This is a genomic window from Mycetocola lacteus, assembly GCF_003667575.1.
GTDB classification, from domain to species: Bacteria; Actinomycetota; Actinomycetes; order Actinomycetales; family Microbacteriaceae; genus Mycetocola; species Mycetocola lacteus.
In genome coordinates this window covers 47,823-69,092 of sequence record NZ_RCUY01000008.1, presented here as the reverse complement: position 1 = coordinate 69,092, position 21,270 = coordinate 47,823, and the positions used below count along the sequence as shown (strand labels likewise).

Genomic DNA, 21,270 nt, shown 5'->3' with positions numbered 1-21,270 from the left:
GGTGCACCTCGATGGAGATGATCTCGCCCGCGTCGAGTTCTGCGACGAGTTTAAAGATGTCGGTGCCGATCTCGGTGTCGCCGTTGATCAGCGCGTGCTGCACCGGCGCCGCCCCACGCCAGGCGGGGAGCCGGGAGAAGTGCAGGTTGATCCACCCGTGCCTGGGAGAGGACAGCAGGGGCTCGCGGATCAGGCCACCGTAGGCCACCACGACACCCAGGTCGGCCTCAATCTGAGCCAGGGTTTCCCCGGTTTCGCCGCCTAGGCGGGCGGCGCGGGTGGTCGGAACCCCGGCCTCCTCGGCCAGAGCCGCAACCGGCGAGGGGGTTAGGACACGCTTGCGTCCCAGCGGAGCATCCGGTCGGGTCACCACGTGCACCACCTCGTGGGGTCCCTCCAGCAGAGCTCTCAGGCTCGGCAGGGCCACCTCGGGGGTGCCGGCGAAAATGATCTTCACGGTAAAAACTCCTGATTTAGTTCACGCATCGGGGCTCGATCCGGGCGGCTACAGCCTAATCTCCGGGTCATCGAACCGAACCTTAAGTGTAGGGGCCGCACGGCCCGGACGCGCACCCGCGCGCGGTGCGCGGCGTTTTGTCGCGTACTCGATGACCGCAGCCCGCAGCTCCTTGGCCACCCGGGCACCCGCCGCATAGTCAAAACGAACCACCGCGCGGGATTCTCCGGTGGGGCGTCCGGTCTCCTCCAGGATCACCGGAACCGGCCCCAGGATGTCGCCCGCGGGCAGACCCTCCAGGCTAGTGAGCACCTCACCGATCGCATCGGTCTGGCCGGTGATCGTGGCCAGGCGCACGGCCGGCGGGAAGCGCAGCGCGCGACGGTCGTTGAGCTCGGCGCTGGCAAACTCCGCCTGGTTCCAGGTTGCAAAGGCACGGGCAAGCTCCCCGCCCACCCCCACCAGCAGCACCTGGGCACCGGGCGCGGCGAGGGCCGCCGCATGGGACCACCAGCGCAGGCAGTCCGAGGCGATACTCAGCGATTCGGCGGCGAGCATCCGATCCCCGTCCAGCAGCAGCACCGCGCGGTAGCCGCCGTGGGCGATGGGTTCGGCGCCGCGGGTGGCCACGATCAGCGCCGGGCGATCCGGGACCGTGAGCACGGTCTTTTCCCCGTCGGCGACGATCACCGTGGTCGCCGGGAACGCACGGCCCAGCTCCTCGGCCGTGCGTCCGGTCCCCCGGGTCACCAGGCGAAACTCGGTGCCCTCACAGGTTGCACAGACCCAACCGGCGGCCAGGTGACCACACAGCGTACAGGCAGGCGTCGCCCCGCGCGAGGGAATACCGAGCGGACCGTGGCACGAGGTACAGCGCGCCGCGTCCCCGCAGCGCTTACAGGAGAGCATCGGCGCATACCCCGGACGCGAGACCTGCACCAGTACCGGCCCCTCGCGCACCGAATCGGCGATCGCCTTCCATGCCGCCGAGGGAATACGGGCGGCGGCGGCCGGTCCCTCACCCTGATCCTGCTGCTCGGTGACGATAATTTTGGGGCGCTGACGCGGCTGCGGATCCAGCGGGCGGATAAAGCCCATCTCGACCAGGCGCTGGGTCTCGACGCTGCGCGAGTGCGCGGCAAACACCAGCGCCGCCCCCGACTGTTCCTGCCGAATCAGCGCCGCATCCCGAGCGTGCACGTAGGGGGCCAGCGGTTCGGCGTGCAGCGGGTCGCCGTCGTTCCAGAGGGCGATCAGGCCCAGATTGTGGGCGGGGGCGTACACCGCCGAGCGGTTACCGATGATGATCCGCGGCCGTGGTTCCAGCGCAGCGAGGAACGCCCGATAGCGGTCGGGATTGGGCTGCTTGGCATCCATCCGCAGAATATCCACGATCGGGACCCGCTCCTCGAGGGCAAGCAGCAGCTGATCCAGGTCGCGATAGTCGGGGACCACCAGGATCGCGCTCTCCCCCGCCGCATAGCGATCCAGCGCGACCTCGGCCAGGGTGATCGCCCAGCGTCCCACCGGGGCCTCCTGCGGACCGGGCAGCACGCCGGGCAGCGCGTCCAGCGCGATCCGATCATGGGCCGCCAGGGCCTCGGCCAGGGCGTCCGGATAGCCGGTGATCGGCGTCGCCGAGACCTGCGGAATCGGCGGCGCCACATCGGCCCCCTGCTCCTCATGCTCGGCGACCCAGGCACGCTCCACCCGCACCTGACGTCCGGGCACCGCGAGCCGCAGGATTCCATTGGCGGAACCCGCGGCACGGTCGGCGGCCCGCCGCGCGAGCGCCCACACCTCGGGCGTGAGCACCCGCGCCGGCGAGACCACCTCACCGAGGTCACTGAGCTTGCCGGTGAATTCGGCGTCGCTGGTGACCTCGACTATATAGCCGGCGGCCCCGTTTTTCAGCGACCGCCAGGGCACCACAACCCGCACCCCGGGCAGCGCGACATCGGCGAGTTCCGGCGGAATGCGGAAATCGAACGGATGGTCGAGTTGAGGCAGGGGCGAGTCGATCAGCACCCTGGCGATGCTGGCCGAGGTCATTTAGATTCCGGCGGCGCTTCGCAGGTCGGCGACCCGGTCGAGCTTCTCCCAGGTGAAGTCGGGGAGCTCGCGGCCGAAGTGGCCGTAGGCGGCGGTCTGACGGTAGATCGGTCGCAGCAGGTCAAGGTCACGCACGATCGCACCGGGACGCAGGTCGAAGACCTCACGAATGGCCGAAACAATCTGCTCGTCGGGCACGTGGTTGGTGCCGAAGGTCTCGACGTACAGACCCACCGGGGCGGCCTTACCGATCGCGTAGGCGACCTGGACCTCAAGCTTCTCGGCGAAACCGGCGGCCACGGCGTTCTTGGCGACCCAGCGCATCGCGTAGGCGGCCGAACGGTCCACCTTCGACGGGTCCTTACCGGAGAAGGCACCGCCGCCGTGACGGGAGGCACCGCCGTAGGTGTCGATGATGATCTTGCGACCGGTGAGTCCGGCATCACCCATCGGTCCCCCGATCACGAAGCGACCGGTGGGGTTGATCAGGGTGTTGCGGCCCGAGGTGTCGAGGTCGAGCTCGGCGAGCACCGGGTCGATGACCAGAGCCTCAACCTCGCGGCGCAGACGCTCGGTGGTCACCTCGTCGCGGTGCTGAGTTGAGAGGACAACGGTCTCCACGGTGCGCGGGATGATGCCCTCATAGCCGATGGTGACCTGGGTCTTGCCGTCGGGACGCAGGTAGTCCAGCTCCCCGCTCTTACGTACCTCGGAGAGGCGCTCGGCGAGGCGGTGCGAGATCCAGCTGGGCAGCGGCATGTACTGCGGAGTCTCGGTGGTGGCGAACCCGAACATGATGCCCTGGTCGCCGGCACCCTGCAGGTCCAGCGCGTCCGCACTGGTACCCTCACGGGTCTCAAACGCGGTGTCGACGCCCTGGGCGATATCCGGCGACTGCGCGCCGATGGAAACGTTCACACCACAGGAGGCGCCGTCGAAACCGGTCTCCGAGCTGTTGTAACCGATGCCCAGGATGACATCGCGCACGATGGCCGGGATCTCCACATACGCGGAGGTGGTGACCTCGCCGGCGACCTGGACCAAGCCGGTGGTGACCAGGGTTTCCACGGCCACGCGGGCGGTGGGGTCCTCGGTGATCAGGGCGTCGAGGATGGAGTCGGAGATCTGATCACAGATCTTATCGGGGTGCCCCTCCGTCACGGACTCGGAGGTAAACAGGCGCAGATCGGTCATGGTGATACTCCTCAAAGGTGCTGCGAGACTATAAAAATCGCGGTGGTTAACTCGGGCTATCCGGCGGTGATCGCGGTGAGGATGGCGTCGGCCACCTCGCGCTTCGAACCGGAAGCTTCCCCAACTATAGTGCCGGTGGCATCGAGGATGATGACCGTGTTACGGTCGGCGCCAAATCCGTCATTCCAGCCCACGGCGTTCAGGCACAGGAAGTCGCAGCCCTTGCGTGCGAGCTTGGCTCGGCCAAGCTCCAGGAGGTGTTCCCGGTCACGCGAGGTTTCGGCGGCAAACCCGACGATAATCTGCTCGGGACGCGCCAGCGGAACCAGCCCGGCGAGGATGTCCGGGTTCTTTTCCAGCTCCAGGGTGAGCGTGTCCCCTCGCTCCTCCTTTTTGATTTTTGTTTCACTCACCTGCACCGGACGGTAATCGGCCACGGCGGCGGCCATGATCACGATATCCGCGGCGGGCAGTGAGGTGTGCACCGCGCGCTGCAGCTCGGCGGCGGTCTGCACGCCGTGGCTCGGCACGTGATTCGGCAGCGTCTCATCGATCGAGGCGGTGATCAGTTCCACATCGGCCCCGCGCAGGTGGGCGGCGGTGGCCAGGGCAATGCCCTGCTTGCCACTGGAGCGGTTGCCCAGGTAGCGCACCGGGTCGAGGGGTTCGCGGGTGCCACCCGCGGTGATCAGGATGCGACGACCGCGCAGGTCGCCGGCGGCATCGGGCACCAGGCCGAGGCCCGCATCCACGATGTCCTCCGGCTCGCTCATCCGTCCGGGACCGCTGTCGGTGCCGGTAAGTTGACCGCTCTCGGGGCCCACAATGTGGATCCCCCGCTCGCGCAGGGTCGCCACATTCGCCACCGTCGCCGGGTTCTGCCACATCTCGGTGTGCATCGCCGGGGCTACCAGCACCGGCGCACGCGTGGCCAGGACGGTGTTGCCCAGCAGGTCATCGGCGATGCCCGCCGCCAGCTTGGCGAGGGTATTGGCCGTGGCCGGGGCGATAATCACCAGGTCGGCACGCTGGCCCAGGGCCACGTGACGCACCTCGGACACGTCGGTGTACAGATCGGTGGCCAGCGGCTGGCGTGAGATTGCCTCCCAGGTGGGCGCACCCACGAAGTTCAGCGCGTGCTCGGTCGCGATGACCTGAACACGGTGTCCCGCACGAACCAACAAACGGACGACACCGACTGCCTTATACGCAGCGATGCCGCCCGTTACCCCGACAACAATGTTGAGCGCGGAGGTCATTGGGAGATTGTTACTCGGCGATCGGCTTGATCGTGAGCTTGTCCTCGTTGATCTCGTGCATCGCGATCGACAGCGGCTTGTCTTCCATGGTCGAGTCGACCAGCGGACCAACGTTGTCAAACAGCGAGCCCTCGTGCAGGTCGGTGTAGTAGTCGTTGATCTGACGGGCACGCTTGGAGGCGAAGATCACCAGAGCGTACTTGGACTCAACCTTGGTGAGCAGGTCGTCGATCGACGGATCGATAATTCCCTTGGGCTTTTCAACCATGTGGTTCACACTCCTCGTGTGGTTTACGCGGGGTTAGCGCGGTGGTGAACGGTGCGATGGGCGCGGATCAGCGCGCGGCGACACCGCGAAGCTGAATCAAGTCTACGACCTCGGCCGCCGCTTCGGCGACTTCACCGTTGACAATTTGATAATCGAACTCATCCGCGGCCGCCAATTCGGTGCGGGCGGTCTCCAGACGGCGCGCCTGTTCCTCCGCGGATTCGGTGCCCCGACCGGTGAGTCGACGCACGAGTTCCTCCCAGCTCGGCGGAGCCAAAAAGACCAGCGCGGCCTCGGGCATGGCGTCCTTGACCTGGCGTGCCCCCTGGATGTCGATTTCCAGGATCACGCTGGTTCCGCGAGACAGCGCCTCGCGAACCGGGCCGCGCGGGGTGCCGTAGCGGTGCACGCCGTGCACGGTGGCGTATTCGAGCAGTTCGCCACGCTCGATCAGCGAGTCGAACTCGGCGTTGTCCACGAAGTAGTAGTCCACGCCGTGGGTCTCCCCCGGACGCGGTTCGCGGGTGGTCGCCGAGATGGACAGCTGAACCTGCGGGTAGTTTTCGCGGATGTGGCGCACCACGGTGCCCTTACCCACGGCGGTGGGTCCGGCGATCACCAGGAGCTTACTGACCGGGTGACGCCCGAGAGCCGCACGCTGGTGCAGGAACTCCTCCAGGCGCACACGCTGGTGCCGACCGAGGCCGCCCAGACGCTTGGCCGGGGAAATGCTCAGCTCCTCCAGGATGCGACCGAGCTTGGTGCGACCGATCGCCGGGATGGCCAGCAGGAAGTCGGTGATCCGCAGGCGGCCCTCGACCCCCTCGGGCTCGGCGGTCGCGGCGGCCAGCACGTCCAGCGGGCGACGAGCACCCGAGGCGATCTCCGCCTTCACGGCCGCGCGCGCACGGCGAGCAGCCACGGCCGCCCGCGAGGCGGCGACACGGTCGACCTCGGGCAGGTCACGGGTGACCGCCGAAGCCTCGGCGGCGCTCATGCTGACACCACCACGGTGGCGACCGCGGCGAACGCCACGAGAGACTGGGGGGCTACTCGGCGAGGCCGATGCGGGGTCGTACTAGGCACGGTCATACTCCACGGCGATTTCCTGGGTCATAGAAACAATTGCTCCCGTGATGTTACCTGGTCCGGCCGCAAGAACGCTGCGCGACGCCGAAACAATCACACCGGGTGCCAGCGGACCGTAGATTTCACGGGTATCCGCAAGACGTGCACCCTGCGCACCGAAGCCCGGCGCGAGGATCGGCAGCGCCGGCTCGGGAGCTTCATCATATGACAGATCGAAGTCGGCCAGATTCAGGGTTGCACCAACAACCAGGCCCACGCCGCCGAAGGGGCCCGGCTCGGCGAGATTCCAGGCGGCAATCTCGTCCACGATCTGCCGGGATACCCGGCGTCCGGATTCCTCCACGCGGGCGCGCTGGATCGCGCGCCCCTCGGGGTTCGAGGTTGCGGCGAGCACAAACAGGCCCTTGCCGCGCTCGCGGGCGAGCTCCATGGGCTTTCGGATCGAGCCGACACCCTGGAATGCACTGATGGTCATCGCATCGGATTCCAGCGGGGATCCCTCGGCCATCCAGGACTGTCCGTAGGCCTCAACCGAGGTGCCCACGTCGCCGCGCTTGCAGTCGGCGATCACCAGGATCCCGGCGGCGCGGGCGGTCTGGATGACCTCCTCCAGCGCCGCATAGCCCGCCGAGCCGAAGCGCTCGAAGAACGCGACCTGCGGCTTGACGATCCCGGCACCACCCTGCACCGTAGCCTCGACCACGCGCAGGCCAAACTCACGCACACCCGCGGCGCTGTCGGCCAGGCCCCACTCCTCCAGCAGGAAGGAGTGCGGATCGATGCCCACGCACAGGCGGCCGCGGCTGGCAAACACATCCGCCAGCCGCTGACCGAAGCCGGTGCCGGTTGCCCCGGCGGCGAGGTTGCCCTCGCCGCCGGGGGTCACGGCCGCGCTCACGCGGAGGCCGGAGCCGAGGCCGCCAGGCGCTCGGCGCGGTCGATCGCGTAGTCCTGCAGCGAACGCACCTCGAAGCCGTTGCGGATGGCCTCGATCGAGTTCACCGCGGCCGAGAGCTCGGCGATGGTGGTGAACAGCGGCTTGTCCGCGGCCACCGTGGCGGCGCGGATCTCGTAGCCGTCGGCGCGGGCGCTGGAACCGGACGGGGTGTTGATGACCACGTCGATCTTGCGGGCGTTGATCAGGTCCACGATCGTGGGGTCGCCGTCCACCGAGCCCTCACTGTGCTTGCGCACGGTGCGGGCCTGGATGCCGTTGCGGATCAGGATCTCGGCGGTTCCCTCGGTGGCCAGCAGCTCGTAGCCGAGCTCCTGCAGGCGCAGGGCGGGCAGCACGATCGCACGCTTGTCCTCATCGGTGACCGAGACGAACACGGTACCGCTCAGCGGGATGGCGCTGGAGGCCGCGGCCTGGCTCTTGGCGAAGGCACGCGGGAAGTCGCGGTCGATACCCATGACCTCACCGGTCGAGCGCATCTCCGGGCCGAGCAGCGAGTCCACAACCTTGCCCTCCTTGGTACGGAAGCGCTTGAAGGGCAGCACGGCCTCCTTGACGGCAACCGGGGAGTCCAGCGGGACGCGCGAGCCGTCGACCTCGGGCAGCATGCCCTCGGCGATCAGCTCGTCGATGGTCTTGCCCACCATGAGCAGCGAGGCGGCCTTGGCCAGCGGGATACCGAGCGCCTTGGAGACGAACGGTACGGTACGCGAGGCGCGGGGGTTGGCCTCGAGGACGTAGAGGATACCGGCGCTGATCGCGAACTGAACGTTCAGCAGGCCACGCACGCCCACACCCTTGGCGATGGCCTCGGTGGCCTCGCGGACGCGGTCGATCTGGGCGCGGCCCAGGGTCACCGGGGGCAGGGTGCAGCACGAGTCACCGGAGTGGATACCGGCCTCTTCGAGGTGCTCCATGACACCACCGATGTAGAGGCGGTTGCCGTCGTAGAGGGCGTCCACGTCGATCTCGATCGCGTCATCGAGGAAGCGGTCCACCAGCAGCGGGTGGTCCGGTCCGATGAGGGCCTGACCCTCCTGGCGCACGAAGTAGTCGCGCACGGCTTCGGTCGAGTAGACGATCTCCATGCCGCGGCCACCGAGTACGAAGCTCGGACGCACGAGGACCGGGTAACCGATGGTCTCGGCGACCTCGATGGCCTCCTCCACGTTGTGGGCGATGCCGTTGCGCGGGGCCAGCAGACCACCCTCGTCGAGGATGCGGGCGAACTCGCCCCGCTGCTCGGCGAGGTCGATGTTCTCCGGGGTGGTACCGAGGATCGGCACACCGGCGTCCTTGAGGCCCTGGGCGAGGCCCAGTGCGGTCTGGCCGCCGAGCTGCACGACAACACCCACGAGCTCGCCCGACTGGCTCTCGGCGTGGATGACCTCGAGGACGTCCTCGAGGGTCAGCGGCTCGAAGTACAGGCGGTCCGAGGTGTCGTAGTCGGTGGACACGGTCTCGGGGTTGCAGTTGATCATGATGGTTTCGAAACCGGCATCGTGCAGCGCGAAGGAGGAGTGCACGCAGGAGTAGTCAAACTCCACACCCTGGCCGATACGGTTCGGGCCGGATCCGAGGATCACAACCTTCTTGCGGTCCGACGGAGCCACCTCGGTCTCGAAGTCGTAGCTCGAGTAGTGGTACGGGGTGAGGGCGGGGAACTCGCCGGCACAGGTGTCGACGGTCTTGAAGACCGGGCGCAGACCGAAACCGTGACGGATGCCGCGCACCTCGGCCTCGGTGAGGCCACGCAGCTGGGCGATCTGGGCGTCGCTGAAGCCGTGGTCCTTGGCCTGGGCCAGGACGGACTCGCTCAGCTCATCCGCACCGGCCACGAAGTCGGCGACGTCGTTGATCAGGGCGATCTGGTCGATGAACCAGGGGTCCATACCGGTGGCCTCGAAGGCCTGCTCGATGGTGGCACCGGCGCGCAGGGCCTGCTGCAGGGTGACGATACGACCGTCGGTCGGGGTGGCCGACACGGTCAGCAACTCCTCGAGCGACCGGGTCTCGGCACCCCAGTGGAAGGAGGAGCCACGCTTCTCAAGCGAGCGCAGCGCCTTCTGCAGGGCGGTGGTGTAGTTACGACCGATGGCCATGGCCTCACCCACCGACTTCATGGTGGTGGTCAGGGTGGCGTCGGCGGCCGGGAACTTCTCGAATGCGAAGCGGGGAACCTTGACCACAACGTAGTCGAGGGTCGGCTCGAAGCTGGCCGGGGTCACCTTGGTGATGTCGTTGGGGATCTCGTCCAGGCGGTAGCCGATGGCGAGCTTGGCGGCGATCTTGGCGATCGGGAAGCCGGTGGCCTTGGAAGCCAGCGCCGAGGAGCGCGACACACGCGGGTTCATCTCGATGACGATGATGCGGCCGTTGCTGGGGTCGATGGCGAACTGTACGTTGCAGCCACCGGTGTCCACACCCACGGAGCGGATGATGTCGATACCGATGTCGCGCATGCGCTGGTACTCACGGTCGGTGAGGGTCAGGGCCGGGGCCACGGTGATCGAGTCACCGGTGTGCACACCCACGGGGTCGACGTTCTCGATCGAGCAGACCACGACGGTGTTGTCGCTGCCGTCACGCATGAGCTCGAGCTCGTATTCCTTCCAGCCGAGGATGGACTCCTCCAGGAGCACCTCGGTGGTCGGGCTGGACTGCAGACCGTCGGTGGTGATCCGAATGAGCTCCTCTTCGGTGTACGCGAAGCCCGAGCCCAGGCCACCCATGGTGAAGGACGGACGCACAACCAGGGGGTAACCCAGGTCCTTGGCGTACTCGACGGCCTCCTCCACGGTGTGGGCGATGTGCGAGCGGGCAACGTCGGCGCCGGCCTCGATCACGAGCTCCTTGAAGAGCTGGCGGTCCTCACCCTTCTGGATGGCCTCGATCTTGGCGCCGATCAGCTCGACGTTGTACTTCTTCAGGATGCCCAGCTCATCGAGCTGGATCGCGGCGTTCAGCGCGGTCTGTCCACCCAGGGTGGGCAGGATCGCGTCGGGACGCTCCTTGGCGATGATCGACTCGATCACCTCGGGGGTGATCGGCTCGACGTAGGTCGCGTCGGCGAAGTCGGGGTCGGTCATGATCGTGGCGGGGTTCGAGTTGACCAGGATGACCCGGATTCCCTCGGCGCGCAGCACGCGGCACGCCTGGGTGCCGGAGTAGTCGAACTCACAGGCCTGACCGATGACGATCGGGCCGGAGCCGATGACGAGGACGGAGTTAATATCGTCGCGCTTGGGCATTACTTGGACTCTCCCTTACCGGCGAGAACTACCTCGCGGAAACGTGCAAAAAGATAGTGGGCGTCGTGCGGGCCGGCCGCAGACTCCGGGTGGTACTGAACGCTGAAGGCCGGGATGTCCAGGCAGCGCAGGCCCTCCACGACGTTGTCGTTCAGGCTGTAGTGGCTGACCTCGACCTGGCCGAAGCCCTCGGGCGACTCGTGCGAACCCTCGATGGGCAGGTCCACGGCGAATCCGTGGTTCTGCGAGGTGATCTCAACCTTGCCGGTGGCCTTGTCGAGCACGGGCTGGTTGATGCCGCGGTGGCCGAAGGGCAGCTTATAGGTGTCAAAGCCCAGGGCCCGGCCGAGCAGCTGATTACCGAAGCAGATCCCGAAGTAGGGCAGTCCGGCGCGCAGACCCGCACGCAGCACCTCAACCTGGCCGGAGGCCGCGGCGGGGTCGCCGGGTCCGTTGGAGAAGAAGAAGGCGTCGGTCTTCAGGGCCAGCAGGTCATCGGGGGTGATGTTCTGCGGGACAACGATCACGTCGAAGCCCTGGTCGGCGAGGTAGCCGAGGGTCGCGCGCTTCACACCGAGGTCGAGCACGGCAATCGAGCCGATCCGCTCAGTGGTGGCGGGCAGGGTGTAGTTCTCGGTGGTCGAGACGGTGGCCGAGAGGCTGAGGCCAGCCATCTGCTCCCCCGCGTTCACTTGGGCTACCAGGGCCTCGGCGTCTGCGGAGTAGTCGGCACCGGAGAAGATGCCGCCGCGCATCGAACCGGCCGAGCGGATGTGGCGGGTCAGGGCGCGGGTGTCGATGCCGGAGATCCCGACGACGCCATCCTCAACGAGGTTGTCATCGAGGGTGCCCTCCGAGCGGAAGTTGGAGACGCGGCGGGAGGGGTCGCGGACGACGTATCCGGAGACCCAGATCCGATCCGATTCCATGTCGGTCTTGTTGACGCCGGTGATGCCGATGTGCGGGGCGGTCATCACGACGATCTGACCCGCGTAGGACGGGTCGGTCAGGGTTTCCTGGTAGCCGGACATGCCGGTGGTGAAAACAACCTCGCCGAGGGTGGTGCCGGTCTTGCCATAGGCGGCACCCTCAAAGCGGGTGCCATCCTCCAGGACGAGGACGGCCGGTTCGGCGGAGCCGAATGCGGTGGTGGTCATGCTGAAATCTCGCTCTCGGTGGGGGTGGGAGTGGGGGCGGCGGCGATCTTTTTTATCGCGGCCAAAATGTTGGCGTGGTCGCCCTGGTCGATCACCCGGATGTAGCTATCCACATCCTGTTCGGGTGCGCGCCAGGCGAGCACGATTAGACCGTCGCGTTCGACCACGCGGTCGATCGTCCAGGTGGCGGTCTGTGCGCCATATACGGTGTCGGGGGCGAAGAACACGGGGGCTCCGCCTCGGGCTTCGAGGAGAACGCCCTCCGCATTCACGGTGATCCGGGCGCGGGCGCGGAAGGACAGGCCGTTCAGGGCGAGTCGTTCCAGCGGAGCGCCGGGCCGGGTGGAGGCCACGTAGAACGCGTCGGCTGAGGCCAGCTCGGTGAGGTTTCCGGGAATCACGCTGTTCAGGGTGATTCCCCCGTCTCGTCGCGATCGCTTTCGCCAGCCCAGCCACATCAGGACAAACAGTCCCGCGAGGAAGGCAACGATGATCAGCGTGGGGACGAGCGGGTTAGGCATGCGATGCTACCAATTCCTGGATCTTTTCAAGCGGCACCAGCTCCCCACCCAACACCGTGGCGTATCCGCGGTGGAAGGTTGCCTGGACCCGGCCCGGAAGGCTGGTTCCCAGGTACGGGGAGTTGATCGAGCGCCCGCGCAGGTCTGCGACGGCAAAGTCGGACCGGGCGGCGGGGTCGTAGAGGGTGATCTCGGCGGGGTTGCCCACCGCGATCTCGAGGCCCTGGCCCGAGATGCGGCCGATCTGGGCGGGGGTGCGGGACATGACCCGCTCGACATCCGCCCAGCCGATCAGGCCGGTCTCAACCATCGACTCGTGAACCACGCTGAGCGCGGATTCGAGACCCACCATGCCGTTGGCAGCCTCGGCCCACGCGCACTCCTTGGCCTCGGCCGGGTGCGGTGCGTGGTCGGTAGCGACGATATCGATGGTGCCATCGGCCAGGGCCTCGCGCAGCGCGAGGACATCCTCGGCGCGACGCAGCGGCGGGTTGACCTTATAGCGCGCATCGTAGGAGCGCACGAGCTCCTCGGTGAGCAGCAGGTGGTGCGGGGTAACCTCGGCGGTCACGTTGATGCCGCGGGCCTTGGCCCAGCGGATCACCTCGACCGAACCGGCGGTGGAGAGGTGGCAGATGTGCAGGCGCGAGCCCACGTGCTCGGCGATCAGCACGTCGCGGGCGATGATCGACTCCTCGGCCATCGCCGGCCAGCCGGTCAGCCCCAGCTCGGCCGAAACCGAGCCCTCGTTCATCTGCGCACCGGGGGTGAGCTTAGGGTCCTGGGCGTGCTGGGCGATCACGCCGTCGAACGCCTTGACGTATTCGAGTGCGCGGCGCATGAGCTGCGGGTCGGAGACACATAGGCCATCGTCGGAGAAGACACGTACCTTGGCGCGCGACTCGGCCATCGCGCCGAGCTCGGCCAGGCGCTCTCCGGCCAGGCCCACGGTGACCGCACCGATCGGCTGCACGCGGGCGTAGCCGGCCTGCTCGCCGAGGGAGAGTTCCTGCTCGACCACACCGGCGGTGTCGGCCACCGGAGAGGTGTTGGCCATCGCGAACACCGTGGTGTAGCCGCCGGAGGCTGCGGCGCGGGTGCCGGTCAGCACGGTCTCGCTGTGCTCGAAGCCGGGCTCGCGCAGGTGGGTGTGCAGGTCAACCAGGCCGGGCAGGGCGATCAGGCCCTCGGCATCCACGGTGGTGGCACCGGCGCGGGTGAGTCCGTTGCCCAGCTCGGCGATGACACCGTTTTCCAGGATCAGGTCGGTGGTGTCGCCCGAGGACAGGCGTGCGCCACGGATCAGGTAGGTCTCGTTCTGCACGGCGGTGTCCTTCGAAGTCGTGGGAGTGGGGGTGGTCATCGCTGGTCCTCGCGTTCTCCCGAGAGCAGCAGGTACAGGGCGGCCATCCGGACGGATACACCGCTCGACACCTGCTCAAGCACCGTCGAACGCGGCGAGTCTGCGGCGCCGGAGGAGATTTCCAGTCCGCGGTTCATCGGACCGGGGTGCATCACAATGCTATCGCCTGTGAGGCGGGCCAGACGCTCATCATCCAGGCCCCAGCGGCGGGAATATTCTCGACTATTGGGGAAGAACGCATCGTGCATCCGCTCCCCCTGAATGCGCAGCATCATGACCACGTCGGGGTTTTCTGCCAGCACGGCGTCCAGGTCGTAGGACACCGCGGCCGGCCAGCCCTCAATCCCCACGGGCAGCAGGGTGGGCGGGGCGACCAGCGTGACGTGCGCGCCGAGACTCGCAAGCAGCCACACGTTGGAACGGGCAACCCGCGAGTGCAGGATGTCGCCAACGATCACCACGTGTACGCCGTCGAGGTCGCGGCCGCGGGAGGCAGCCGCACCGTGGATACGGCGGCGCATGGTGAAGGCATCCAGCAGCGCCTGGGTGGGGTGCTCGTGGGTGCCGTCGCCGGCGTTGAGGATTCCCGCGTCGATCCAGCCGGAGGCGGCCAGGGTGTGCGGGGCACCGGAGGCACCGTGACGGATGACCACGGCGTCGGCACCGATCGCGGCGAGGGTCTGGGCGGTGTCTTTCAGGCTCTCGCCCTTGGAGACCGAGGAGCCCTTGGCGGAGAAGTTGATGACGTCGGCACTCAGGCGCTTAGCGGCGGCCTCGAACGAGATGCGCGTGCGGGTGGAGTCCTCGAAGAAGAGGTTCACCACGGTCTTACCGCGCAGCGTGGGCAGCTTCTTGACCTCGCGCAGCTGGGTGTCGGCCATATCCTCGGCAACGTCGAGGATATTCAGGGCGTCGGTGCGGGAGAGGGTGCGGGTGTCCAGGAGGTGACGCACTAGAGGCTCTCCCCGATGGTCACGCGGTCTTCGCCGTCGATCTCGACCAGCTCCACGTTGATCCGCTCGGACTTCGAGCTGGGCAGGTTCTTACCCACGAAGTCGGGACGGATCGGCAGTTCACGGTGACCGCGATCCACCAGGGTGGCCAGGCGTACGGCGCGGGGGCGACCGATGTCGCCGAGCGCGTCGAGGGCGGCACGAATGGTGCGGCCCGAGTAGAGCACGTCATCGGCGAGGACCACGGTCTTGCCGTCGATGCCGCCGGCGGGAATGCTGGTGGGCTGCGGCGAGCGCGTCGGGATCCGGCCCAGGTCATCGCGATACATGGTGATATCGAGCGAACCGACCGGAACCTCCTGCCCGGAGAACTCCTCAAGCAGCGCCGCCAGGCGGGCCGCGAGGTACACGCCGCGGGTGGGAATGCCGAGCAGAATCAGATCACCCGCGCCACGATTGGATTCAAGAATCTCGTGTGCGATACGGGTGAGCGCCCGGGAAATGTCAGCCTGCTGAAGCACGATACGTGCACTCATAGGGCCTCCCTTCTTCGCCTCTCTGGACGACCTTAAAGGTTGACTGGTGTACAACGTTTCTACCCTAGCACCGCCTGAGCCCTCGGCGCTCGCACACTCGGTCTGCCGAGCTGAGCGATTGTGCGCAATCTGGGCGATTCCCCGTCGCGTGAGACGACCGTTCGGACACGCCGACGAGGTGGTGCACGGGATAGAATTGCGGCATGCCCACCGAGATTTCGCTCCCCGCACCGGTGCGCCTGGATCCGGGCGTGCAGCGTGAGCGCACCCTCGCCCACGAGACCCGTGCCGACACGCTCACCGCGGGCTGGCGCGAGCGTCGTCAGAGCGGCGAAAAACACGCGATCGAAGACTTCCTCTTTACCTACTACCCGATCAAGCCCAGCATCCTGCGACGCTGGCATCCGGGAGTGGGTGCCGCGATCGAGTGGCCCGAGAATCGCGAGCTTCCGACCCGATACGTGCGCCTGGCCGATGGAACCATCACGGTGGATGCGGCCTCGCTCCTGCGCGACCGTGCGCGCCTGATCGACTTTGTGGAGTTCCTGCTCACCCGCACCGGCGAGCGCGCCGCCCGCTTTGACTGCTTCGGCCTGCACGAATGGGCGATGGTCTATAAGCAGGATCCCGAGCAGATCCGGCACGCGGGCGTCCCGCTGCGCCTGTCCCCCGCGGCCACCGACGCGGTGGTGGAATCCCACCGGGTGGGCTGCTCGCACTTTGACGCCTATCGGTTCTTCACCCCCGAGGCCGAACCCCTCAACCGACTCTCCCCCACCCGGGAGAACCAGCCCGAGATGGAGCAGGCGGGCTGCCTGCACGCGGGCATGGACCTGTATAAGTGGATCGCCAAGCTGGGCCCCCTGGTTCCCGGCGAGCTGCTGCTTGACTCGTTCGAGTTGGCCCAGGATATTCGCACGCTGGACATGCAGGCCTCCCCCTACGATGTCTCCTCCTATGGACACGCGGCCGTGGCCATCGAAACCGACGCGGGCAAGGCCGAATACGTGCGCGCCCAGCGCGGCTTCACCGAGCGCTCAAATGCCGTTCGAGCGCGGGTGCTCGCGGTGATCCAGGCGGCACGCGCCGAGGTCGCCTCCACATCCCTCACACTTTCCCGAGACGCGAGTGTCGGGGCGGCGTGAGGACTGGGCCCGCACCTTTGACGGGCTCGACTTCTACGCCGCACGCCTCACCGTGCACGGTTCGCGCGCACTCGCGGCCAACACCGCCCTGGCGAACTACCTGCGCGCCGCAAACATCGTCCTGCATGAGCTCGACGACAACGCGCCCCTGCGTCTGCGCCTGGCCCAGTTCCCGCAGCTGAGTTTTGTCCGGGTGGCGATGCCGGCGATCCGGATGGAGTGGCCGCGGGATGCGCAGTCCGCCGACCGCGCCGCGATCATCATCATCCTGGGCGGTCGAATGAATGTTCGAACCGAGGGTGCGCTGCTGACCCGCGAGCCCGGACTGTTCTATATTCCGCCGGGCACCGAGCCACTCTGGATCGACGTGCTCGACACCGATAACGAGGTGCTCTACATCAGCCTGCCCGCGGGTCTGGTCGCCGATATTCCGCTGGCCACGGCGAGCGCACGCGTGCCCATCCTGGACCCCTCGCTCCTGGCGCCGCTGCTCGCGTTTACCACCGGGCTGTTTGCGGTGGATCCCGAACAGGCACCCCACACGGCACCGCTCCGGCTGGTCGCCGAGGAGATCACCCGATCACTGGTTCGCCTCATCAGTGGCGACGCACCAGCCCAGGCTGATCCCTATGCGCGTGCGGTTGAACTTATCGCCGCCGAGTATCACGCACAAACGCTGCGCATCACCGAGATCGCCCGCCGACTAGGGGTAGCCCCGCGCACCCTTCAAGCCGAGTTTGCCCGGCGCGGCGACACCGTGAGTGGCGCCCTGCGTCGCGCGCGGGTGGCCGAGGCCCGGGCGCTTCGTATGGCCAATCCGACGCTCGGGATGGCCGAGGTTGCGCACGCCACCGGATTCGGCTCGGCCTCGGCGCTGTTCCGGGCGCTCCGCGAGGACTCCGCGGACCAGGGCGGCATCCCCTCGCCCAGCTAGCCCGCAGTGACCAGGGCGGCGCGGAGCTCCTCCGCGAGCGCAGACCCGGTCTGCTCACCCGCACCCACTCAGTTTGCGCAGACGCACTGTCATTTAGCGCAGCGCCCCGGCACGCTCCGGTACATTCCCGGTACACAGGGAGTGAGGTTCAATCCCCTAGAACAGAGCGGGCGTCCCACCCGAACGGCCATGCCGTGGATGCCCGCTCTCCACCTCGGCGCGCGAGCTAGCCCTGATAGATGTCGCGCAGCGTGACCGTGCGTAGACCGCGATCCTGGACGATCTTCTCCAGCTGATCAAACACCTCGGTCACCGGCGTATGGTTGGCGTGACCGATCACGATGTGCCCAGGCAGGAACCACTGGTCCGCGAAGCTCACCACCTGGTCGGGCGTGATCAGCCCCGAGTCTGACAGCGACCCGTACCAGAGAACCGGAACCGTGTAGCCGATGCTCGCGGCCACCGCGTCGGTGTGCGCATTGTGATACCCAAACGGCGGACGGTAGTAGGGTTTGGCGCTCACCCCGAAAGTCTTTTCGATGAACTCGTCGTTTTTGGTCAGCTCGTCCTTGATCTGCTGGTCGCTGATCTTGGTCAGCGCCGGGTGATCCCAGGTGTGGTTGCCAATCTGAATCTGTCCCGACTGCACCATCGGACGCAGCTTATCGGCCACCTGCGTCCAGGAGGGATAGTGTCCGTTAACAAAAAACGTCAGCCGAGTTCCGGTGCGCTGGGCAAAGTCCACGTACTTCTCGACGGTCTCGGGATCTGCACCGTCATCCACGGTCCACGCCATATAGTTCCCGCCCTTGGGCAAACCGGTGATTGCCCCGGTGGGTAGCGGCACTTTGGTGGCGGGTAGGGGAAGCTGGGCGATCGGGGCATCCGAGGGCGAGGGAGACCCCGAGGGTTGGCCACTCGGGCGTGCCGACGGGATGCCGGAAGATGAGGCGGAGGACGAGGGAGTCCCCGTGGTTTCCGAGTGCACGGCACAGCCGCCGGTCAGAAAAACGGTGGCGGCCAGCACACCGGCGGCAAGAAGGGCAGAGGATCTCATGAGATCAGATTATGGCGCGACATCCGGACTCTCCGTAGCGTCAAAGCAGATCCACAGAATCGCCATAGATTCGTTATTTTTGCCCGCCACGAGTGCCAGACACTCACCCCTCGAACACACGTTCGAATGATGAGTCTCGCGCCGCAACTCCGCGTGGTTTAGCATCTAAATTGACGGACTCATTCGAAGGTCCACCTCCCACTCAGCACTGGAGCACCGCGTGAATCTCTCCCATCTTTCCCCGCTCATGCTCGCCGATGGGACATCCGCCCGCGCGGCCTGGGAATTCGCCCCCGGCGTGGTCCCGCTCAACCACGGCTCCTTCGGTGCGGTTGCGAGCCCGGTCATTGCCGCGCAGCGAGAACTGCAGCGCACCGCCGAGCTCAGCGCGGTGGGCTGGTTCCCGTTTGCCGCCGAACGCACCCGGTTGGCGCGCGAGACGGTGGCGGGATTTGTAGGCGCCTCCCCCGCCGATACAGTCTTTGTTCCCAACGCCTCGGCTGGTGCCACGGTGGTGCTGAATGCGCTGCGACTTACCGCCGGCGACGAAATCCTGGTGACCGATCATGGCTACGGTGCTGTGCTGATGGGGGTGCGACGCCTGGCCCGGCGCACCGGAGCCCGGGTCACCATCGTGCCGATCGCCCTCGAAGCCGACGACACCGAAATCCTGGCGTCCTTTACCGCGGCGATCACCCCGCGCACCCGGCTAATCGTGGTGGATCAGATCTCCTCGGCTACGGCCAAGGTGCTCCCCACCGCTGCGCTCACCACGCTGGCGCACACACACGATGCCCGAGTGCTCGTGGACGGCGCCCACGCACCCGGGCTGGTCGCCGATGCGGCGCGGGTAGCCGGGGCAGACTGGTGGTTTGGCAACCTGCACAAGTGGCCGGCGGCCCCGCGCGGGTCTGCGCTCCTAGTGACCGCGGCCGAAGACCGCGACGACCTGTGGCCGCTGATCGATTCCTGGAATGCGGACCTGCCCTATCCCGAGCGCTTCGATATGCAGGGCACCCTGGATATCACCCCATATCTAGCCTCGCCGATCGCCGTGGACTTTATCGAACACACGTTCGGTTGGGACCGCGCCCGCGCAGCCATGACCACCGGGGCCGAGGCGGCCGCCACCCAGGTGGCCGCGGCGCTGGCCCCTCATGTCGCCGGCCCGACCCGACCGGAGGTGGCCGGCCCCGCCCCGGCCATGCGCCTGATTCGCCTCCCGGGCACCCTCGGGTTCACCCGCGAGGAGGCCGACGGACTGCGTGAGCGCCTCTTTGCCGCCACCGGAATCGAGTCGGCCTTCACCAGCTTCCGCGGCATCGGCTACGTGCGCCTCTCCGTGCACCTTTACACGGTCCAGGCCGACATCGACGCGTTCATCAACCGGGCTGTTCCGCTGCTGGTGGAGTGGTCCCGCGAGGGTTAACCAACAAACGGCGGGTGGCACGTTTTACCGTGCCACCCGCCGTTTCTGTTTGCGCAGTACTAGCCGAGCGCGTTGGCCTGGGCGATCTTGCCCAGCAGGCCGTTCACAAACCCGGCGGAGTCATCCGTCGAGAACTGCTTGGCTGCCTCCACGGCCTCGTCGATGGCCACGGCCACCGGGACCTGCGGGTTGAACAGCATCTCCCAGACGCCGATGCGGAGGATCGCACGATCCACCACGGGCATCCGGGCGAGGGTCCAGCCCTGCGCGTAGGTTTCCAGCTGCTCGTCGATCTCGGCGGCGTGATCAAACACACCGTCCACGATCTCGCGCGCGTACAGCCACGATGCCTCGCGCGCGGGTTCATGCGCGGCGCGCGCGGCCTCGGCGGTCAGGATCACGTGGATCGGCTGATCGCGGACGTCCGCGCCGTACAGCATATCGAGTGCCCGCTTGCGGGCTTTAGTTCTGGCGCTCACTACTAGTCGTTCACGCGGCCCAGGTAGTCACCGGTGCGGGTGTCTACCTTGACGCGGGTGCCGCTCTCAACAAACAGCGGGACCTGGATCTCGTATCCGGTCTCGATGGTTGCCGGCTTGGTGCCACCGGTGGAACGGTCGCCCTGCAGGCCCGGGTCGGTGTGGGTGATGGTGATAACCACCGAGGCGGGCAGGTCCACGTACAGCGGGTTGCCGTTGTTCAGGGCGATGGTGACGGCCTGGTTCTCCAGCAGGAAGTTTGCGGCGTCGCCGACGACGGCGGCGGGTACGTTGATCTGGTCGTAGTCGGTGGCGTCCATGAAGACATAGGCGTCGCCATCGGCGTAGAGGTAGGTGAAGTCGCGGCGGTCGACGCTCTCCAGCTCGATCTTGGTGCCGGCGTTGTAGGTCTTGTCTACGGTCTTACCGGAGACGACGTTCTTCATCTTGGTGCGCACAAAAGCGCCACCCTTGCCCGGCTTGACGTGCTGGAAGTCGATTACGGTCCAGAGCTGTCCGTCAATCTTGAGGACAACGCCGTTCTTGATGTCAGCGGTAGATGCCATGAAAAGCGGTTCCGTTCAGTTAAAAAAGGTACGATCGGGTGCGACCGACCCACCCATCTTAGTAGACGCGCCGTGAACCTTCAAAGAACGGCGCGCGCGACCAGAGATTCGCCGCCGCGCAGTACGGGACGAAACACCGACGCCGCGGCGGATTTAGCCGCGGGACAGCCCTGTCAGCTGTACCAGGGCGAGCCGGTACGAGTCGAATCCGAATCCCGCGATAACCCCGGTCGCGACCGCCGAAATAACGCTGGTGTGCCGGAATTCCTCGCGGGCGTGCACGTTGGAAATGTGCACCTCGATCAGCGGAACCCCGGGCTCATGGAGCAGCGCGATGGCATCCCGCAGCGCATAGCTGTAGTGGGTCAGCGCGCCCGCATTGAGGATCACCGGGGTGCCCGCATCGGCGGCCTCGTGGATCCACTCGACCAGCTGCCCCTCATAGTTGCTCTGACGCAGGTCGATCTCCACTCCCTCGGGAGCATCCTCCTGGAGGATGCGCGCGAGGTCGTCGAGGGTCCCCGAGCCGTACACCTCGGGCTGACGGGTGCCCAGGCGGTTGAGGTTCGGGCCGTTGAGGACAAGAATGCGGGTCATGATCGCAG

The 21,270-nt window shown here is 66.9% G+C and carries 20 protein-coding genes; 3 read left to right on the top strand and 17 right to left on the bottom strand.

The features are described 5' to 3' along the window. From D9V34_RS09305 to pyrR, 13 genes are all read right to left on the bottom strand, one after another. A partial coding sequence (locus tag D9V34_RS09305; RefSeq protein ID WP_147441667.1) for a methionyl-tRNA formyltransferase occupies positions 1-457 on the bottom strand: 457 nt, incomplete at its 3' end. Positions 458-505: 48 nt separating this feature from the next. After that, positions 506-2,509, bottom strand: coding sequence for a primosomal protein N' family DNA-binding protein (locus tag D9V34_RS09300; protein WP_121688562.1), 2,004 nt, complete (start codon positions 2,507-2,509; stop codon positions 506-508). Beyond that, positions 2,510-3,703 carry a methionine adenosyltransferase gene (gene metK, locus D9V34_RS09295; protein WP_121688561.1) on the bottom strand — a complete coding sequence of 398 codons (1,194 nt, stop codon included), beginning with the start codon at positions 3,701-3,703 and terminating at the stop codon, positions 2,510-2,512. Between the two features lie 56 nt (positions 3,704-3,759). Then, the gene (gene coaBC, locus D9V34_RS09290; RefSeq protein ID WP_121688560.1) at positions 3,760-4,962 is read right to left on the bottom strand and encodes a bifunctional phosphopantothenoylcysteine decarboxylase/phosphopantothenate--cysteine ligase CoaBC; all 1,203 of its coding nucleotides are present in this window, start codon (positions 4,960-4,962) and stop codon (positions 3,760-3,762) included. Positions 4,963-4,972: 10 nt separating this feature from the next. Beyond that, positions 4,973-5,230 (bottom strand): DNA-directed RNA polymerase subunit omega, encoded by a 258-nt coding sequence (rpoZ, locus tag D9V34_RS09285; RefSeq protein WP_030143478.1) that lies wholly within the window; start codon positions 5,228-5,230, stop codon positions 4,973-4,975. Between the two features lie 67 nt (positions 5,231-5,297). Continuing rightward, entirely contained in the window at positions 5,298-6,227 is a 930-nt protein-coding gene (gmk, locus tag D9V34_RS09280; RefSeq protein ID WP_121688559.1) for a guanylate kinase, read from the bottom strand. 81 nt (positions 6,228-6,308) lie between these two features. Then, the gene (gene pyrF, locus D9V34_RS09275) at positions 6,309-7,142 is read right to left on the bottom strand and encodes an orotidine-5'-phosphate decarboxylase (protein ID WP_121688569.1); all 834 of its coding nucleotides are present in this window, start codon (positions 7,140-7,142) and stop codon (positions 6,309-6,311) included. Positions 7,143-7,213: 71 nt separating this feature from the next. Then, entirely contained in the window at positions 7,214-10,525 is a 3,312-nt protein-coding gene (gene carB, locus D9V34_RS09270; protein ID WP_121688558.1) for a carbamoyl-phosphate synthase large subunit, read from the bottom strand. Next, positions 10,525-11,682, bottom strand: a complete 1,158-nt coding sequence (carA, locus tag D9V34_RS09265) for a glutamine-hydrolyzing carbamoyl-phosphate synthase small subunit (RefSeq protein WP_121688557.1) — start codon at positions 11,680-11,682, stop codon at positions 10,525-10,527. The genes carB and carA overlap by 1 nt, the downstream gene beginning before the upstream one ends. Next, on the bottom strand, positions 11,679-12,203 hold the full coding sequence (locus tag D9V34_RS09260; protein WP_121688556.1) for a PH-like domain-containing protein: 525 nt from the start codon (positions 12,201-12,203) through the stop codon (positions 11,679-11,681). The genes carA and D9V34_RS09260 overlap by 4 nt, the downstream gene beginning before the upstream one ends. Continuing rightward, entirely contained in the window at positions 12,196-13,566 is a 1,371-nt protein-coding gene (locus D9V34_RS09255; RefSeq protein ID WP_121688555.1) for a dihydroorotase, read from the bottom strand. Before D9V34_RS09255 ends, D9V34_RS09260 begins: the two co-directional genes overlap by 8 nt. Then, positions 13,563-14,519 carry an aspartate carbamoyltransferase catalytic subunit gene (locus tag D9V34_RS09250; protein WP_121688554.1) on the bottom strand — a complete coding sequence of 319 codons (957 nt, stop codon included), beginning with the start codon at positions 14,517-14,519 and terminating at the stop codon, positions 13,563-13,565. Before D9V34_RS09250 ends, D9V34_RS09255 begins: the two co-directional genes overlap by 4 nt. Continuing rightward, positions 14,519-15,055, bottom strand: coding sequence for a bifunctional pyr operon transcriptional regulator/uracil phosphoribosyltransferase PyrR (gene pyrR / locus D9V34_RS09245; RefSeq protein WP_121688553.1), 537 nt, complete (start codon positions 15,053-15,055; stop codon positions 14,519-14,521). Before pyrR ends, D9V34_RS09250 begins: the two co-directional genes overlap by 1 nt. 203 nt (positions 15,056-15,258) lie before the next feature. Here pyrR and D9V34_RS09240 point away from each other — a divergent pair, with 203 nt between their 5' ends. Together D9V34_RS09240 and D9V34_RS09235 are read left to right on the top strand one after the other, a co-directional pair. Next, positions 15,259-16,200 carry a 3-methyladenine DNA glycosylase gene (locus D9V34_RS09240; protein ID WP_245991984.1) on the top strand — a complete coding sequence of 314 codons (942 nt, stop codon included), beginning with the start codon at positions 15,259-15,261 and terminating at the stop codon, positions 16,198-16,200. Continuing rightward, the gene (locus tag D9V34_RS09235; protein WP_121688552.1) at positions 16,184-17,134 is read left to right on the top strand and encodes a helix-turn-helix domain-containing protein; all 951 of its coding nucleotides are present in this window, start codon (positions 16,184-16,186) and stop codon (positions 17,132-17,134) included. The genes D9V34_RS09240 and D9V34_RS09235 overlap by 17 nt, the downstream gene beginning before the upstream one ends. 226 nt (positions 17,135-17,360) lie before the next feature. Here the strand turns inward: D9V34_RS09235 and D9V34_RS09230 are convergent, their stop codons facing one another. Continuing rightward, positions 17,361-18,191: a polysaccharide deacetylase family protein gene (locus D9V34_RS09230; protein WP_121688551.1), complete on the bottom strand. Its 831-nt coding sequence runs from the start codon at positions 18,189-18,191 to the stop codon at positions 17,361-17,363. Between the two features lie 220 nt (positions 18,192-18,411). Between D9V34_RS09230 and D9V34_RS09225 the strand changes: the two genes are divergently transcribed. Next, entirely contained in the window at positions 18,412-19,620 is a 1,209-nt protein-coding gene (locus D9V34_RS09225) for an aminotransferase class V-fold PLP-dependent enzyme (RefSeq protein WP_245991983.1), read from the top strand. Positions 19,621-19,679: 59 nt separating this feature from the next. Here the strand turns inward: D9V34_RS09225 and nusB are convergent, their stop codons facing one another. The 3 genes from nusB to aroQ all read right to left on the bottom strand — a co-directional run bounded on the left by nusB (position 19,680) and on the right by aroQ (position 21,262). Beyond that, positions 19,680-20,099: a transcription antitermination factor NusB gene (gene nusB, locus D9V34_RS09220; RefSeq protein WP_121688549.1), complete on the bottom strand. Its 420-nt coding sequence runs from the start codon at positions 20,097-20,099 to the stop codon at positions 19,680-19,682. Positions 20,100-20,101: 2 nt separating this feature from the next. Beyond that, a complete protein-coding gene (efp, locus tag D9V34_RS09215) occupies positions 20,102-20,665 on the bottom strand; it encodes an elongation factor P (RefSeq protein ID WP_030143464.1) in 564 nt (187 codons plus the stop codon). A gap of 153 nt (positions 20,666-20,818) precedes the next feature. Further along, the gene (gene aroQ, locus D9V34_RS09210) at positions 20,819-21,262 is read right to left on the bottom strand and encodes a type II 3-dehydroquinate dehydratase (protein WP_121688548.1); all 444 of its coding nucleotides are present in this window, start codon (positions 21,260-21,262) and stop codon (positions 20,819-20,821) included. Positions 21,263-21,270: the final 8 nt, after the last annotated feature.

Excerpts from the sequence above, each read along its gene's own strand:
- carB (WP_121688558.1), bottom strand. The coding sequence starts at position 10,525 with ATGCCCAAGCGCGACGATATTAACTCCGTCCTCGTCATCGGCTCCGGC.
- D9V34_RS09255 (WP_121688555.1), bottom strand. The coding sequence starts at position 13,566 with ATGACCACCCCCACTCCCACGACTTCGAAGGACACCGCCGTGCAGAAC.
- metK (WP_121688561.1), bottom strand. The coding sequence starts at position 3,703 with ATGACCGATCTGCGCCTGTTTACCTCCGAGTCCGTGACGGAGGGGCAC.
- coaBC (WP_121688560.1), bottom strand. The coding sequence starts at position 4,962 with ATGACCTCCGCGCTCAACATTGTTGTCGGGGTAACGGGCGGCATCGCT.
- carA (WP_121688557.1), bottom strand. The coding sequence starts at position 11,682 with ATGACCACCACCGCATTCGGCTCCGCCGAACCGGCCGTCCTCGTCCTG.
- D9V34_RS09230 (WP_121688551.1), bottom strand. The coding sequence starts at position 18,191 with ATGAGATCCTCTGCCCTTCTTGCCGCCGGTGTGCTGGCCGCCACCGTT.
- D9V34_RS09300 (WP_121688562.1), bottom strand. The coding sequence starts at position 2,509 with ATGACCTCGGCCAGCATCGCCAGGGTGCTGATCGACTCGCCCCTGCCT.
- pyrR (WP_121688553.1), bottom strand. The coding sequence starts at position 15,055 with ATGAGTGCACGTATCGTGCTTCAGCAGGCTGACATTTCCCGGGCGCTC.
- efp (WP_030143464.1), bottom strand. The coding sequence starts at position 20,665 with ATGGCATCTACCGCTGACATCAAGAACGGCGTTGTCCTCAAGATTGAC.
- aroQ (WP_121688548.1), bottom strand. The coding sequence starts at position 21,262 with ATGACCCGCATTCTTGTCCTCAACGGCCCGAACCTCAACCGCCTGGGC.
- rpoZ (WP_030143478.1), bottom strand. The coding sequence starts at position 5,230 with ATGGTTGAAAAGCCCAAGGGAATTATCGATCCGTCGATCGACGACCTG.
- D9V34_RS09260 (WP_121688556.1), bottom strand. The coding sequence starts at position 12,203 with ATGCCTAACCCGCTCGTCCCCACGCTGATCATCGTTGCCTTCCTCGCG.
- D9V34_RS09240 (WP_245991984.1), top strand. The coding sequence starts at position 15,259 with ATGCCCACCGAGATTTCGCTCCCCGCACCGGTGCGCCTGGATCCGGGC.
- gmk (WP_121688559.1), bottom strand. The coding sequence starts at position 6,227 with ATGAGCGCCGCCGAGGCTTCGGCGGTCACCCGTGACCTGCCCGAGGTC.